The 15388-nt window shown below is 67.5% G+C and carries 12 protein-coding genes; 11 read left to right on the top strand and 1 reads right to left on the bottom strand.

Annotated features, from left to right (window positions below):
* Nucleotides 1-183 precede the first annotated feature (183 nt).
* From ACU4E7_RS02720 to ACU4E7_RS02670, 11 genes are all read left to right on the top strand, one after another.
* Nucleotides 184-2055: a M3 family oligoendopeptidase gene (locus ACU4E7_RS02720; protein ID WP_447020565.1), complete on the top strand. Its 1872-nt coding sequence runs from the start codon at nucleotides 184-186 to the stop codon at nucleotides 2053-2055.
* Between the two features lie 153 nt (nucleotides 2056-2208).
* On the top strand, nucleotides 2209-3603 hold the full coding sequence (locus tag ACU4E7_RS02715; RefSeq protein ID WP_447020564.1) for a murein hydrolase activator EnvC family protein: 1395 nt from the start codon (nucleotides 2209-2211) through the stop codon (nucleotides 3601-3603).
* A complete protein-coding gene (locus tag ACU4E7_RS02710; RefSeq protein WP_447021576.1) occupies nucleotides 3600-4949 on the top strand; it encodes a S41 family peptidase in 1350 nt (449 codons plus the stop codon). Before ACU4E7_RS02715 ends, ACU4E7_RS02710 begins: the two co-directional genes overlap by 4 nt.
* A gap of 505 nt (nucleotides 4950-5454) precedes the next feature.
* On the top strand, nucleotides 5455-5985 hold the full coding sequence (locus ACU4E7_RS02705; protein ID WP_273546124.1) for a F0F1 ATP synthase subunit delta: 531 nt from the start codon (nucleotides 5455-5457) through the stop codon (nucleotides 5983-5985).
* Complete coding sequence (atpA, locus tag ACU4E7_RS02700; RefSeq protein WP_238120583.1) at nucleotides 5985-7517, top strand: F0F1 ATP synthase subunit alpha; 1533 nt, start codon at nucleotides 5985-5987, stop codon at nucleotides 7515-7517. Before ACU4E7_RS02705 ends, atpA begins: the two co-directional genes overlap by 1 nt.
* A gap of 39 nt (nucleotides 7518-7556) precedes the next feature.
* Complete coding sequence (locus ACU4E7_RS02695; RefSeq protein ID WP_238120584.1) at nucleotides 7557-8432, top strand: F0F1 ATP synthase subunit gamma; 876 nt, start codon at nucleotides 7557-7559, stop codon at nucleotides 8430-8432.
* Between the two features lie 31 nt (nucleotides 8433-8463).
* Nucleotides 8464-9900, top strand: coding sequence for a F0F1 ATP synthase subunit beta (gene atpD, locus ACU4E7_RS02690; protein ID WP_238120585.1), 1437 nt, complete (start codon nucleotides 8464-8466; stop codon nucleotides 9898-9900).
* 274 nt (nucleotides 9901-10174) lie between these two features.
* Nucleotides 10175-10597 (top strand): F0F1 ATP synthase subunit epsilon, encoded by a 423-nt coding sequence (locus tag ACU4E7_RS02685; RefSeq protein WP_447020563.1) that lies wholly within the window; start codon nucleotides 10175-10177, stop codon nucleotides 10595-10597.
* Between the two features lie 153 nt (nucleotides 10598-10750).
* Complete coding sequence (locus tag ACU4E7_RS02680) at nucleotides 10751-11338, top strand: nucleoside deaminase (RefSeq protein ID WP_447020562.1); 588 nt, start codon at nucleotides 10751-10753, stop codon at nucleotides 11336-11338.
* A gap of 119 nt (nucleotides 11339-11457) precedes the next feature.
* Nucleotides 11458-12537 (top strand): YeiH family protein, encoded by a 1080-nt coding sequence (locus ACU4E7_RS02675; RefSeq protein WP_447020561.1) that lies wholly within the window; start codon nucleotides 11458-11460, stop codon nucleotides 12535-12537.
* A 13-nt stretch (nucleotides 12538-12550) separates the two neighbouring features.
* Complete coding sequence (locus ACU4E7_RS02670; protein ID WP_447020560.1) at nucleotides 12551-13444, top strand: LysR family transcriptional regulator; 894 nt, start codon at nucleotides 12551-12553, stop codon at nucleotides 13442-13444.
* Nucleotides 13445-13462: 18 nt separating this feature from the next.
* On the opposite strand, the gene ACU4E7_RS02665 is transcribed toward ACU4E7_RS02670, so the two are convergent.
* Nucleotides 13463-15343, bottom strand: a complete 1881-nt coding sequence (locus ACU4E7_RS02665; RefSeq protein WP_447020559.1) for an ABC-F family ATP-binding cassette domain-containing protein — start codon at nucleotides 15341-15343, stop codon at nucleotides 13463-13465.
* Between the last annotated feature and the right edge of the window lie 45 nt (nucleotides 15344-15388).

Below are 15388 nucleotides of genomic sequence, written 5' to 3'. Positions count from 1 at the left end.
TTCCGGCGTGGTGCGAACCGGTCCAGCTTGGGCGCTGATGATTAACCAAGTCTGAGCGTCACGCATTCGTGTGCGCGGTCGACCCGGCGCCGGCGGGCTTGCGGGCCGGGGGCATTGAGGCGATCGTGGCCGGCGAGCTATGAGGACGCCCAACGAGGCTCCGTTCCGATTGCCGGAGGTTGCATGTTCTTTTTTCGTCGCCCCGCCTATCAGCCCGCATCCGCCACCGCGGCGCACGCGGCGACCCGTGGCGCGGCCGCCGTCGCTTCTGCCGAGGCCCTGCCCGAGTGGAATCTGACAGACCTCTACCCGGCCATGGATTCGCCGGAGCTGGAGGCTGACCTTCTGCGCGCCGATCTGGAAGCGAAGGATTTCGAGACCGCCTACAAAGGCAAGCTCGCCACCCTGCTGGCGGACAAGGAAGCCGGCGCGGCGCTGGCCGCCGCGGTGCGGCGCTATGAGGAGATGGACGACCTCATTGGCCGCATCGCCTCCTATGGCAGCCTCGTCTATGCCGGCGATACCTCCGATCCGGCCCGCGCCAAATTCTATGGCGATATCCAGGAGCGGCTCACCGACGCCTCCACCCACCTGCTGTTCTTCACGCTGGAGCTGAACCGGCTGGACGACAAGGCGCTGGAAGCGGCCATGGCGGTGCCAGCGCTCGCCCACTACCGGCCGTGGATCGAGGATCTGCGCAAGGACAAGCCCTACCAGCTCGATGACAAGATCGAGCAATTGTTCCACGAGAAGTCGACCCCCGCCCGCTCCGCCTGGAGCCGGCTGTTCGACGAGACCATCGCCTCGCTCCGCTTCCAGGTGAACGGCCAGGAGCTCGCCATCGAGCCCACCTTGAACCTGATGCAGGATTCCAAGGGCGAGGTGCGCCAGGCCGCCGGCCAGGCCATCGCCGAGACGCTGGGCAAGAACATCCGCCTGTTCACCCTCATCACCAACACCCTGGCCAAGGACAAGGAGATCTCCGACCGCTGGCGTGGCTTCCCCGATGTCGCCTCGTCCCGCCACCTGGCCAACCGGGTGGAGCAGGAAGTGGTGGATGCCATGGTGGAGGCCATCCGCGCCGCCTATCCGCGCCTGTCGCACCGCTATTACGCCTTGAAGGCGCGCTGGTTCGGCAAGGACAAGCTGGAATTCTGGGACCGCAACGCGCCGCTGCCCAAGGTGGAAAGTCGCGACATCGGCTGGTCCGAGGCCCGCGACACGGTGCTCTCCGCCTATGGTGCCTTCTCGCCGAAGATGGCGGAGATCGCCGGCACCTTCTTCGACAAGTCCTGGATCGACGCGCCCACCCGTCCCGGCAAGTCGCCGGGCGCTTTCGCCCACCCCACGGTGCCCTCGGCCCATCCGTTCGTGCTGCTCAACTATCAGGGCAAGCCGCGGGACGTGATGACGCTGGCCCATGAGCTGGGGCATGGCGTGCACCAGGTGCTGGCCGCCCGCCAGGGCGCGCTGATGGCGCCGACCCCGTTGACCCTGGCGGAAACCGCCTCGGTGTTCGGCGAGATGCTCACCTTCCGCCGGCTGCTGGCCCAGGCCGAGACTCCCGAGGCCCGCAAGATCATGCTCGCCCAGAAGGTGGAGGACATGATCAACACGGTGGTGCGCCAGACGGCCTTCTATACGTTCGAGCGCCTGGTCCATACCGAGCGGCGCAAGGGCGAGCTCACCTCCGAGGTGATCGGCGAGCTTTGGATGAAGGTGCAGACCGAAAGCCTCGGCCCGGGCATCAATCTGGGCGCGGGCTATGAGACCTTCTGGGCCTATATCCCCCACTTCATCCATTCGCCCTTCTATGTGTACGCCTACTCGTTCGGCGATTGCCTGGTGAACTCGCTCTATGCGGTCTACGAGAACGCGCAGGCCGGGTTCGCCGAGCGCTATCTGGAGATGCTCTCCGCCGGCGGCACCAAGCACCATTCCGAGCTGCTGGCGCCGTTCGGCCTCGATGCCCGCAACCCGGCGTTCTGGCAGACCGGCCTGACGCTCATCGACGGCATGATCACCGAGCTGGAGGGCATGGAAGCCACCGCGTGAGCCGAATGGCCCGGCCCGCGCCGCCGGGCCCGCACTGCCACTTGCAAACCCCGCGTGGCCCGCGCGCGCGGGGGCCACGCGGGGGCGTGGAAAATGCCGGGTTGAAGGCAAACCTTTACATCTCTTCAACTCCGGCGCCTTAAGCCTTGGTTCATGATGCTGCGATCCGGCCTGCTCCTGTGCGCCCTGCTGCTCGGCCTGTCCGGCGCGGCCGCATCGGCGCATGCGCAGCCGAACGGCGCCGGGGGTGGCGGAAAGCCCGCGCCGCTGCCGCCGGCCTCGCCGGTGCGCCAGGGTGCCAATCCGGGGCTCGATACCGAGGCGCTGAAGGCCGACGTGAGCGGGGCGGAAGCCTTCCAGAAAAAGCTCGCCGCGGAGTTGGAGGCGGCCAAGGGGGATCGCGCCAAGCTCAACGCGCTGCTGGTGGAGACCGCAGGGCGATCACGGGCGGTGGAACAGCAGCTGATCGACGTCGAGGCTCGGATCGGCGAATTGGACCGCAGCGCGGTCGAGCTCACCGGCTCCCTTGCCAAGCGGCGGGATGTGCTGGCGGAGGTTCTGGCGGCGCTGCTGCGCATGGGGCGGGAGCCGCCGCCGGCGCTGCTGATGCGCCCGGATGACGCGCTCGACGCGGTTCGCTCGGCCATTCTGTTGGGTGCTCTCCTGCCTGAGCTCAGGGTGGAGGCGGAGACCCTAGCCGCCGACCTGTCGGAACTGGTGCGGGTGCGTGGTGAGCTGAACGATGCGCGCACGCGGCTCGGCCAGCTGCGGCAGGCGCTGGATCAGGATCAGAAGCGGCTGTCCGCTTTGGTGGGCGAGCGCCAGCGGCGGCGCGCGGAAGAGCAGCCGCTGGCCCCGGCGGAGAAGGCCGAGGCTGACCAGGTGGCCAAGAGCAGCGGCGATGTGCACGATCTCGTGACCCGTCTGGAGACCGAAGTGGGCCCGGCGGCCCGTGCCGCCGATGCGGCCGGCGCCGCCAGCGCCGCGCAGGCCGCGGCCAAGCCGGATCTGGAGGCCCTCAAGAACCCCGCCCGCATCGCGCCGGCGGTGGCGTTCGACCAGGCCAAGGGCTTGCTGCCGCTTCCGGTGGCGGGGGTGCCACTGCGCGGATTCGGCGTGGGCGACGACGTGGGCGGCAGCACCAAGGGGCTGACCATCGCCACCCGCGCGGGCGCGCCGGTGAGCGCGCCGGCCGATGGCTGGGTGGTCTATGCGGGGCCGTTTCGCAGCTATGGCCAACTCTTGATCATCAACGCCGGCGGCGGATACCATATCTTGATGGCGGGGATGGAGAAGATCACCGTGGACCTCGGCCAGTTCGTGTTGGCGGGCGAGCCGGTGGCGGTGATGGGGGGCTTGCCCCGGCTGGCCGGCAGCTCGCGCGGGCTTGAAGGCAGTGCGCCGGCGTCGGCCGGTTTGTCCCGTGGTTCGCCTCTTGGCACAGCCTCGGGACAGCCCCAATTGTATGTTGAGTTCCGCAAGGACGGAGTCTCCATCGATCCCGCCCCCTGGTGGGCGGCAACGGACAGTCGGAAGGTGCGCGGATAATGCGTCGGACATCACTTTTTCTCGTCGGCGTGGCCGCGGGCGCCCTGGTGGCGGTGGCCGCTGTGCAGCCGCGCATGCTGCTCATCGGCACGGCAGCCGAGGCGGCGGCTTCGGACACCTATCGCCAGCTCAATCTCTTCGGAGACGTGTTCGAGCGTGTGCGCTCCGACTATGTCGAGAAGCCCGAGGATTCGAAGCTGATCGAGTCGGCCATCAACGGCATGCTGCAGTCGCTTGATCCCCATTCCTCCTACATGGACGCGAAGAATCACCGCGACATGCAGGTGCAGACCAAGGGCGAGTTCGGCGGCCTCGGCATCGAGGTGACCATGGAGGACGGCCTGGTGAAGGTGGTGGCTCCCATGGAGGACACCCCCGCCGCCAAGGCCGGCGTGCTGGCCGGCGACCTCATCACCAAGCTCAACGGCGACCAGGTTCAGGGCATGACCCTGAACGAAGCGGTGGACAAGATGCGCGGCGCCGTGGGCACGCCCATCACCCTCACCCTGGTGCGCAAGGGCGCCGACAAGCCCATCGACGTGAAGGTCGTGCGCGACACCATCAAGATCAAGGTGGTGCGCTCGCGGGTGGAAGGCGGCGACATCGCCTACATCCGAATCAACTCCTTCAACGAGCAGACCTACGACAGCCTGAAGAAGGCCATCGACGACCTCACCGCCGAGATCGGTCCGGACAAGCTCAAGGGCTACATCATTGATCTGCGGAACAATCCCGGCGGTCTGCTGGATCAGGCGATTGCCGTGTCCGATGCGTTCCTCGACCGGGGCGAGATCGTTTCCACCCGCGGCCGCAACCCGGAGGAGACGCAGCGCTTCAACGCCCGCGCCGGTGACCTCGCCAAGGGCAAGCCGGTGATCGTGCTGGTCAATGGCGGCTCGGCCTCGGCGTCGGAGATCGTCGCCGGTGCGCTGCAGGATCAGAAGCGGGCCACGGTGCTGGGCTCGCGCTCGTTCGGCAAGGGGTCGGTGCAGACCATCATTCCCCTGGGGCAGAACGGCGCCCTGCGGCTGACCACGGCACGCTATTACACGCCCTCCGGCCGCTCCATTCAGGCCAAGGGCATCGACCCGGACATCGTGCTCGTGCAGGACATGCCCGACGAGATGAAGGCCAAGCTCGGCGCCACCGCCGATGCCACCCGGGGCGAGGCCTCGCTGAAGGGGCATCTGAAGAACGGCACCGAAGAGCAGTCGGGGTCGCCGTCCTACGTGCCGCCGGATCCGAAGGACGACACCCAGCTCAAGCTGGCGGTGGAGCTGATGGAAGGCACCGTGAAGAACGCCGCCTTCCCCGCCACCCCCAGCAAGACGACGCAGGCCAACTGAGGGTTATCCCCGGTTTCTCTGCCGAAAATTCATGCAGGTCAGCGCCCCCGCTCAATCTTTCAGCGGGGGCGCTGTCATATCCGGTATTGCGCAGTTTTCGGGCAGGAGAAGAGGCGCCTTCCCCTGCGTCGCAGCAAGGCGGAATGGCGGTTCCGCCGGCCTGCCTCCAGCAATCATGCGGCTTTCCCGGGGCTTGGCCGGGTTGGATCAGGGTCGGGCGGGCCTGCGTCGGCGTCGCATTTTGCAACGCGGTCGCCGATGCCGGGCGGGCCCCGGCACCTCCCGGTGCGGCAATGCGGCCTAGGTGCCATCCTTCGGTCATGTTGCCGCCTTGATCGGCCTGTGTTAGGCAACCCGGGATTTCGAGGGTGGGGTTTCGCCCGCTGGCGAGGTCGCACTAGAATATTCCCAACAGATCAAGGGTTTGGGTCTTGGCTTCGCAAATGGTGCGGGGCGGGCTGCAAATCCGAGAGAGGTGCGGGTGGCGGATACGATCGTGTCAGGCATGGCGGGGCGCTACGCGACTGCGCTGTTCGAACTGGCGGATGAAGCCGGCGCCATTGATTCCGTGAAAGCGGATCTCGATCGCCTGTCGGCCCTCATCGCCGAGAGCGCGGATCTGGCGCGGCTGGTGAAGAGTCCTGTCTTCACCGCTGACGAACAGCTGTCCGCGATTTCTGCAGTTTTGGATAAGGCCGAGATTTCCGGCCTTGCCGCGAATTTCGTGCGGCTGGTGGCGAAGAACCGCCGCCTGTTCGCACTCCCCGGTATGATCGCGGACTTTGCCGCCCTCGTCGCCGCCAAGCGCGGCGAAGTGACGGCGCAGGTGACCGTGGCGTCCGCCCTCAGCGACGAGCATCTCGCCACGCTGAAGGAGACCTTGGCCCAGAATACCGGCAAGGACGTGAATCTCGATGTGACGGTCGACCCGTCCATCCTCGGTGGTCTCATCGTGAAGCTCGGCTCCCGCATGGTCGACGCGTCGCTCAAGACCAAACTCAACTCTATCCGGCATGCGATGAAAGAGGTCCGCTGATGGACATTCGAGCCGCTGAAATCTCCGCGATCCTCAAGGGGCAGATCCAGAACTTCGGTCAGGAAGCCGAAGTGTCCGAAGTCGGACAGGTTCTCTCCGTCGGTGACGGCATCGCCCGCGTCTACGGCCTCGACAATGTCCAGGCCGGCGAGATGGTGGAGTTCGAGAACGGCACCCGCGGCATGGCGCTGAACCTCGAGCTCGACAACGTCGGCATCGTGATCTTCGGCTCCGACCGTGAGATCAAGGAAGGCCAGACCGTCAAGCGCACCGGCGCCATCGTCGACGCCCCCGTCGGCAAGGGCCTGCTCGGTCGCGTCGTGGATGCCCTCGGCAACCCGATCGACGGCAAGGGTCCCATCCAGTATACCGAGCGTCGCCGCGTCGACGTGAAGGCCCCCGGCATCATTCCGCGCAAGTCCGTGCATGAGCCCATGCAGACCGGCCTCAAGGCCATCGACGCGATGATCCCGATCGGCCGCGGCCAGCGCGAGCTGATCATCGGCGACCGCCAGACCGGCAAGACCGCCGTTGCCCTCGACGCCATCCTCAACCAGAAGCCGCTGAACGCCGGCGACGCCCCGGAGAGCCAGAAGCTCTACTGCGTGTATGTCGCGGTGGGTCAGAAGCGCTCCACCGTCGCCCAGTTCGTGAAGGTGCTGGAAGAGCAGGGCGCCCTCGAATACTCCGTGATCGTGGCGGCCACCGCCTCCGACGCGGCCCCCATGCAGTTCCTGGCGCCGTTCACCGGCACCGCCATGGGCGAGTATTTCCGTGACAACGGCATGCACGCCTTGATCATCCACGACGACCTGTCCAAGCAGGCCGTGGCCTATCGTCAGATGTCGCTGCTGCTGCGCCGCCCGCCGGGCCGCGAGGCCTATCCCGGCGACGTGTTCTATCTGCACTCCCGCCTGCTGGAGCGCGCCGCCAAGCTCAATGACGAGCACGGCGCCGGCTCGCTGACCGCTCTGCCGATCATCGAGACCCAGGCCAACGACGTGTCGGCCTACATCCCCACCAACGTGATCTCCATCACCGACGGCCAGATCTTCCTCGAGAGCGATCTGTTCTACCAGGGCATTCGCCCGGCGGTGAACGTCGGCCTGTCGGTGTCGCGCGTGGGCTCCTCGGCCCAGATCAAGGCGATGAAGCAGGTGGCCGGCAAGATCAAGGGCGAGCTTGCCCAGTATCGCGAGCTGGCGGCCTTCGCGCAGTTCGGCTCGGACCTCGACGCCTCCACCCAGAAGCTGCTGAACCGCGGCGCCCGCCTCACCGAGCTGCTCAAGCAGAGCCAGTTCGCGCCCCTCAAGGTCGAGGAGCAGGTGGTGGTGATCTTCGCCGGCATCAACGGCTATCTGGATCCGCTGCCGGTCAGCAAGGTGCGTGAGTTCGAAGCCGGCCTGCTGCTGGCGCTGCGCTCGCAGAACCCCGAGATCCTCGACACCATCCGCACCTCCAAGGAACTGTCCAAGGAGACCACCGAGAAGCTGACGAAGGCCCTCGACGCCTTCGCCAAGAGCTTCGCCTGAGCGGCGTTGGTCGTTCCTCGAACCTGACGGACGGGCGCGATGGCGAGTCTGAAGGACCTAAGAAACCGTATCGCCTCGGTGAAGGCGACGCAGAAGATCACCAAGGCGATGCAGATGGTCGCCGCGGCGAAGCTGCGTCGCGCCCAGATGGCGGCGGAAGCCGCGCGGCCTTATGCCGAGCGGATGGAAACGGTGCTGGGCAACCTCGCAGGCGGCCTGGTGGGCAATGCGCAGGCGCCGGTGCTGCTGGCCGGCACCGGCAAGACCCAGACCCATCTGCTGCTGGTGTGCACGGGCGAGCGCGGTCTGTGCGGCGCCTTCAACAGCTCCATCGTGCGTCTGGCGCGTGAGAAGGCCCAGCTCCTGATCGCCGAAGGCAAGGATGTGAAGATCCTCTGCGTCGGCCGCAAGGGCGCGGAGCAGCTGCGTCGCATCTACCCCGATCGCATCATCGAGGTGGTGGATCTGCGGTCGGTGCGGAACATCGGCTTCAAGGAGGCGAACGACATCGCCACCAAGGTGCTGAACCTGCTCTATGCCGGCTCCTTCGACGTGTGCACGCTGTTCTATTCGAACTTCAAGAGCGTGATCGCGCAGGTGCCCACCGCCACGCAGATCATTCCGGCCACCTTCCCCGAGCGGGACGAGGCGGAAGCCGGCCCGGTCTACGAATACGAGCCAGTGGAAGAGGAGATCCTCGCGGACCTCCTGCCGCGCAATATCGCGGTTCAGATCTTCCGTGCGCTGCTCGAAAATCAGGCGTCCTTCTACGGTGCGCAGATGAGCGCCATGGACAACGCCACCCGCAATGCGGGCGAGATGATCAAGAAGCAGACGCTCACCTATAACCGCACCCGCCAGGCCATGATCACGAAGGAACTCATCGAGATCATTTCCGGCGCCGAGGCCCTCTGAGGCTGCGGGCGAAGAGACAAGGACGACGCAAATGGCGAACAAGGTCGGACGCATCACCCAGATCATCGGCGCCGTCGTCGACGTGCAGTTCGACGATCACCTGCCGGCAATCCTCAACGCGCTGGAGACCACCAACAACGGCAACCGCCTGGTGCTGGAAGTGGCTCAGCACCTCGGCGAGAACACCGTGCGGTGCATCGCCATGGACGCGACCGAGGGTCTCGTGCGCGGGCAGGCCGTCACCGATGCCGGCGCGCCCATCCAGGTGCCGGTGGGTGATGGCACCCTGGGCCGCATCATGAACGTGATCGGCGAGCCGGTGGACGAAGTGGGCCCCATCTCCTACGAGACGGTGCGCGGCATCCATCAGCCGGCCCCCTCCTATGCGGAGCAGGCGACCGAGGCGGAGATCCTGGTCACCGGCATCAAGGTGGTGGATCTGCTGGCGCCTTATTCCAAGGGCGGCAAGGTCGGCCTGTTCGGCGGAGCCGGCGTGGGCAAGACCGTGCTCATCATGGAGCTGATCAACAACGTGGCGAAGGCGCACGGCGGCTATTCCGTGTTCGCCGGCGTGGGTGAGCGCACCCGTGAGGGCAACGACCTCTACCACGAGATGATCGAGTCCAACGTGAACAAGGACCCCAAGGAGAATGGCGGCTCGGCCGTCGGCTCCAAGTGCGCCCTTGTGTATGGCCAGATGAACGAGCCTCCGGGCGCCCGCGCTCGCGTCGCGCTCACCGGCCTGACCGTCGCCGAGCACTTCCGCGACCAGGGTCAGGACGTGCTGTTCTTCGTGGACAACATCTTCCGCTTCACCCAGGCCGGCTCGGAAGTGTCGGCTCTGCTGGGCCGCATTCCTTCGGCGGTGGGCTATCAGCCGACGCTGGCCACCGACATGGGTGCCCTGCAGGAGCGCATCACCACCACCACCAAGGGTTCGATCACCTCGGTGCAGGCCATCTACGTGCCGGCCGACGATCTGACCGACCCGGCGCCCGCCACCTCCTTCGCCCATCTGGACGCGACCACCGTGCTGTCGCGCTCCATCGCGGAAAAGGGCATCTATCCGGCGGTGGATCCGCTGGACTCCACCTCGCGCATGCTGTCCCCGGCCATCCTGGGCGAGGAGCACTACAACACCGCGCGTCAGGTGCAGCAGACTCTGCAGCGCTACAAGGCGCTCCAGGACATCATCGCGATCCTGGGCATGGATGAGCTCTCGGAAGAGGACAAGCTCACCGTGGCCCGCGCCCGCAAGATCGAGCGCTTCCTCAGCCAGCCGTTCCATGTGGCCGAGGTGTTCACCGGTTCGCCCGGCAAGCTGGTCGACCTCGCCGACACCATCAAGGGCTTCAAGGGCCTGGTGGAAGGCAAGTACGACTACCTGCCCGAGCAGGCCTTCTACATGGTGGGCAACATCGAAGAAGCCATCGAGAAGGGCAAGAAGCTGGCCGCCGAGGCGGCGTGATCGCGGCGCGGTTCCGGCCGCGCGCGGAACGCTGGTCCCTTCCAGCTGCGACATGACGGGTGGCCGGAGCTGCGGCCGCCCGTGCTCATGAGGTTCAGGCGGACCTGATGCGGCGCCCGGCACTGGGCTTCAGGGCAGGTGCGGGATGTCCGTGGCGGGTCGGAGCCGGACAGTTTTGAAAGGCATGCGCCTGTCGGCCCCACGGGCTGGCGCGGATGCCGAGCGGCGCACCGGACCGCGATGGCACGGTGATCAAGGAGCCGGAGACAAGAACATGGCGACCTTACCTTTCGAGCTGGTTTCGCCGGAGCGGCTGGTGTTCTCCGGGGCGGTGACCGAGGTGATCGTGCCCGGCGCCGAAGGCGAATTCGGCGTGCTGGCGGGGCATGCCCCCTTCATCGGCATGCTGAAGCCGGGCATTCTCACCATCAAGACCGGCGCTGAGCTGCGGCGTTTCTTCGTCCGCGGCGGCTTTGCCGAGGTGAACCCGGCGGGCCTGACCGTGCTGGCCGAGGAGGCCAAGCCGGTGGAGGAACTCGACCTCGCGACGCTCCGCCAGCAGATCCAGGATGCCAGGGAAGACCTGAGCGACGCCACGTCCGACGAGATCCGCCAGCGGGCCGCGCGGCAGTTGGCCGACCTGGAACAGGTTGCGGATGCGCTGGAGCGCGGCTTCGCGCCGGTCACCAAGCACTGAGCATCTCTTGCTGATTTCTGCGTCAAAGGCCGGGCGGCAACGCCCGGCCTTTTGCGTTTCGCGACGGCCCGCTGCGAGGCGGCCGGGATCTCCCGCTTGTGCGCCCGTGCCGGGCGTGATGTCGTGGGACACCGGCATAGGGGAGGCAGCGAGATGGGCGAGGAGCAGCAGCCATTGTCGAAGGGGGCAGGACCGTCGCGGCGCGCGGTTCTGACGGGCCTCGTGGCCGGGATCGGCGGCGCGGGCGTGCTCAGCCTGTTCCCGCTGGAATCACGGGCCGAGGCGGTGGAGGTGCCGGCCCGCCCCGAGGACGAGGCCTTCATGCGCGAAGCCATCGCGCTCGCCAAGGCGGCGGATTATCCCTTCGGCGCGGTCATCACCCGGGGCGGGGAGGTGCTGGCCCGCGGCATGAACCTCGGGCGCCGGCTGGCGGATCCGACGGCCCATGGAGAGATGGTGGCGATCCGCCGGTTCCTCGCCGTGCGCCCGCCGGACGAGCTCAAGGGCACCACGCTCTATACCTCGGGTGAACCGTGCGCCATGTGCATGGGGGCGATCGTCTGGTGTGGCATCTCGCGGGTGGTGTTCGCGGCCAACGTGGAGGAGCTTGCGGCCCGCATCGGCCAGATCACCATTTCCGCCAAACAGGTGGCGGAACGGACGCCGTTCGCACGGGTGGAGCTCACCGGCGGCGTGCTGTCGGGGGAAGCGCTTGCGCTGTTCGATCAGAAGAAGCCGTAGCGGCCAGGGGCCGGGGCGGGCAATCAATCGAAAAAATTGATTGAATGTAGAAAAATAACGTGATGGCGAAATGATCGATGGAGGCCGAAGGTGCCGGCGGTTCATCGAGGAGTTTCGTCATGTCCGACATCCCTGCGGCCGAGGTTCCGGCCGCTGCGCCGCCCCCCACCGTTCCGGCCCCAGGGCCCAGGGGTTGGGTGCCTGCGGGGGCGGTCGGCGCGCTGTTGCCGGGCATCGCGCTCACGGTGCTGATTGCGGCGGCGGCCTATGCCTTGCGGCTCATTCCCGGCATGGGCCTCGTCAGCCCCCTGGTTCTCGCCATCATCATCGGCATGGCCTATCACAATCTGGTGGGGACGCCGAAGGCGGCTATTCCCGGCGTCAAGTTCGGCCTTCGGCGCATCCTGCGCTTTGCCATCGTGCTGCTGGGCCTGCAGCTCACCTTCGCCCAGGTGCGCACGGTGGGGGTGGTGGGCTTCTCCATCGTTGCCTTCACCCTGGCCGCCACCTTCTTCACCACCCGTTGGTTCGGCCGGGTGATCGGGGTCGATCGCCAATTGTCGGAGCTGATCGCGGCGGGCACCGCCATCTGCGGCGCCTCGGCGGTGATCGCCACCAATACGGTGACCCGCGGTTCCGATGAGGACGTGGCCTATGCGGTGGCCTGCGTCACCGTGTTCGGCTCGCTCTCCATGCTGCTGGCGCCGGTGCTGCTGCCCTATACCGGTTTCGACGCCCACGCCTATGGCCTGTGGACGGGATCGTCCATCCATGAAGTGGCGCAGGTGGTGGCGGCGGCGTTCCAGGGTGGCCAGCAGGCGGGCGAGTTCGGCACCGTGGCCAAGCTCTCGCGGGTGATGCTGCTGGCGCCGCTGGTGATCGGTCTCGGCGCCGCCGCCATGTGGCGGGCGCGGGAAGACAAGAACCCGAATCACGCCCGTCCGCCGCTGCCCTGGTTCGTGTTCGGCTTCGTCGCCATGGTCATGGTGAACAGCGCCGGCGTGGTGCCGGAAGAACTGCGCACCCATCTGGTGACCCTCACCACCTTCCTGCTGGCGGTCGCTCTGGGCGCCATGGGGCTGGAGACGGATATTCGCAAGCTGCGCATGAAGGGGCTGCGCCCGCTGCTGCTCGGTGCCGCGGCCTGGCTTTTCATCTCCGCCCTGAGCTTTATCCTGATCTCCACCTTCATGACCTGACCTTGCAGGGCCGATGACGCTGGAGCAGCTTCGGGTGTTCGCCATGGTGGCGCAGCACCTGCACATGACGCGCGCCGCAGAGCGCCTCCATATGACGCAATCGGCGGTGAGCGCCTCGGTTGCGGCGCTGGAGGCGGCCTGCGGCGTTCAATTGTTCCATCGGGTGGGGCGACGCATCGCCCTCACCGAGGCGGGCGCGGGCTTCCTGCCGGAAGCACAGGCGATCCTGGCGCGGGTGGAACTGGCCGAGACGGTTCTGGCGGATTTGACCGGGCTCAAGCGGGGCCGGCTGGCGCTGCAGGCCAGCCAGACCATCGCCAATTACTGGCTCGGGCCGGCTCTGCACCGCTTTCATATGCGTTATCCCGAAATCGCGGTCTCCGTGGCCATCGGCAACACCACCCAGGTGGCGGCGGCGGTGCGTGCCGGAGAGGCGGACCTCGGCTTCGTGGAAGGGGAGGTGCAGGAGGCGCTGCTGGCCCGCAGCCCCATCCCCGGAGATCGCCTGGTGCTGGTGGCGCCGGCCAGTCACCCCTGGCGGGAGCGGCGCGAGATCGCCCCCGAGGAACTGCTGGATCTCACCTTCGTGCTGCGCGAATCGGGCTCGGGCACCCGGCAGGTGTTCGAGAGCGCGCTGGCGGCCCACGGGCTCGATCCGGCGGCGCTGAAGGTGGCGTTTGAATTGCCCTCCAACGAGGCGGTGCTCAGCGCCGTCATCGCCGGGGCGGGGGCCACCGTGATCTCTGATCTGGTGGCCGAGGCCGGGCTGGTGGCGGGCCGGCTGGTGCGTCTGCCCCTCAGCCTGCCGCCGCGGCGCTTTTATGCTTTGCGCCACGCCGACCGCTACCATTCGCGCGCGGCGGCCGCCTTTCTGGAGCTGGCCCGCGGCCCTGGCCCGACGCGCTGAGCCCGCCGGCATCAGGGCTCACCCCCCGGCGGCCTCCAGTTCGGAGCTGACGGTGAGCCATTCTTCTTCCGCCTGAGCCAGGGTGTCGGCGGCGGTGGCGCGGGCCTGGGCGAAGCGGGCGGCATCGAGCGGCGCCTTGGCGTGCAAAGCGGGGTCGGCCAGCTTGGCGTCGAGGCTGGCGATTTCCTTCTCCAGCTTCTCCACCTGGCTTTCCAGTTCGCGGATGCGCTTCTTGAGCGGGCCGGTGGCGATGCGCTTTCGCGGCTCGGCGGCGGGGGCGGCCTTGGTGTCCGCCTTGTCCTTGCGGCCGTCGGCGGTCATGCGGTCGCCATCGGCGCGGCTCAGCACCTCGCGGCGATACTGGTCGAGATCACCCTCATAGGCCTTCACCGTGCCGCCGGAGACCCGCCACAGCCGCTCGGCGCAGGCTTCCAGCAGATGCCGGTCATGGGAAATGAGGATGACCGCGCCGGGGAAATCATTCAGCGCCTCGATGAGGGCGGCGCGGGCCTCGATGTCCAAATGGTTGGTGGGCTCGTCGAGAATGAGCAAATGCGGCCCGTGGAAGGTGGCGAGGCCCAGCAGCAGCCGGGCCTTCTCGCCACCCGAGAGGGCGGAGACCTTGGTGTCGGCGGCCCCGCCGGAAAAGCCCATCTCGGCGGCGCGGGCGCGCACCCTGGCTTCCGGCGCGTCGGGCATCAGGCGGCGCACATGCTGGGCCGGGCTGTCGCTGGGCACCAGCTCGTCGAGCTGATGCTGGGCGAGATAGGCCACCTCCAGCTTGTCGGCGCGCACCAATTGCCCGCTTTCCGGGGAAAGTCGGCCGGCGAGCAGCTTGGCGAAGGTGGATTTGCCGTTGCCGTTGGGCCCGAGCAAAGCGATGCGGTCGTCTTCGTCGATGCGCAGATCGAGCCCGCGCAGGATCGGCTTGCCGGGCACATAGCTCACCGCCACCTTGTCCAGCACCAGGATGGGGGGCGAGAGCAGGCGCTCTGGATGGCGGATGGAGATGGCCGCCGCATCCTCGCTCACCTGGGCGGCCAGGGGCTCCATGCGGGCCAGGGCCTTGAGGCGGGATTGGGCCTGCTTGGCCTTGGTGGCCTTGGCGCGGAAGCGGGCCACGAAGGCTTCCATGTGGGCGCGCTGGGTCTCCTGCTTCTTGCGCGCCTTCTGGTCCAGCAGCAGCCGTTCCCGCCGCTGGCGGTCGAACGAGCTGAAGCCGCCCTTGTAGAGGGTCAGCTTCTGGCCGGAGAGGTGGAGGATGTGGTCCACCGATTCATCGAGCAGGTCACGATCGTGGCTGATGAGGATGACCGTGCGCGGGTAATGGGCGAGGTAATCCTGCAGCCAAAGGGTGCCTTCGAGATCGAGATAGTTGGTGGGCTCGTCCAGCAGCAGCAGGTCCGGCTCGGTGAACAGCAGGGCGGCGAGGGCGACGCGCATGCGCCAGCCGCCGGAGAATTCGGAGCAGGGGCGGGCCTGGGCGCTCTCGTCGAAGCCGAGGCCGGCGAGAATGGTGGCGGCGCGGGCCGGGGCCGAATGGGCGTCGATGTCGATGAGCCGCGCCTCGATCTCGCCCATGCGCATGGGGTCGGCGGAGGTCTCGCGCTCATGGAGCAGCGCGGCGCGCTCCGTATCGGCGGCCAGCACCCGCTCGATGAGGCTGTCGGGGCCGGCGGGGGCCTCCTGCGCCACGCGGCCGATGCGGGTGCGGCTCGGCAGGCGGACGGCGCCGCTCTCCAGCTCCAATTCGCCCACCAGGGCCTTGAACAAAGTGGTCTTGCCGGCGCCGTTGCGCCCCACCACGCCCACCCGGGCATTCTCCGGCAGCGCCACCGAGGCGTGGTCGAGGAGCAGGCGGCCGGCGAGGCGCAGGGAAATATCGTCGAGAACGATCATGGTGCCGCCTTTTCGCAGGCGCGCGGGAGCAGGGCAAGGGGCGGC

The sequence above is a fragment of the Xanthobacter sp. ZOL 2024 genome (assembly GCF_052932325.1).
This window is presented reverse-complemented; position numbering and strand designations above follow the sequence as displayed.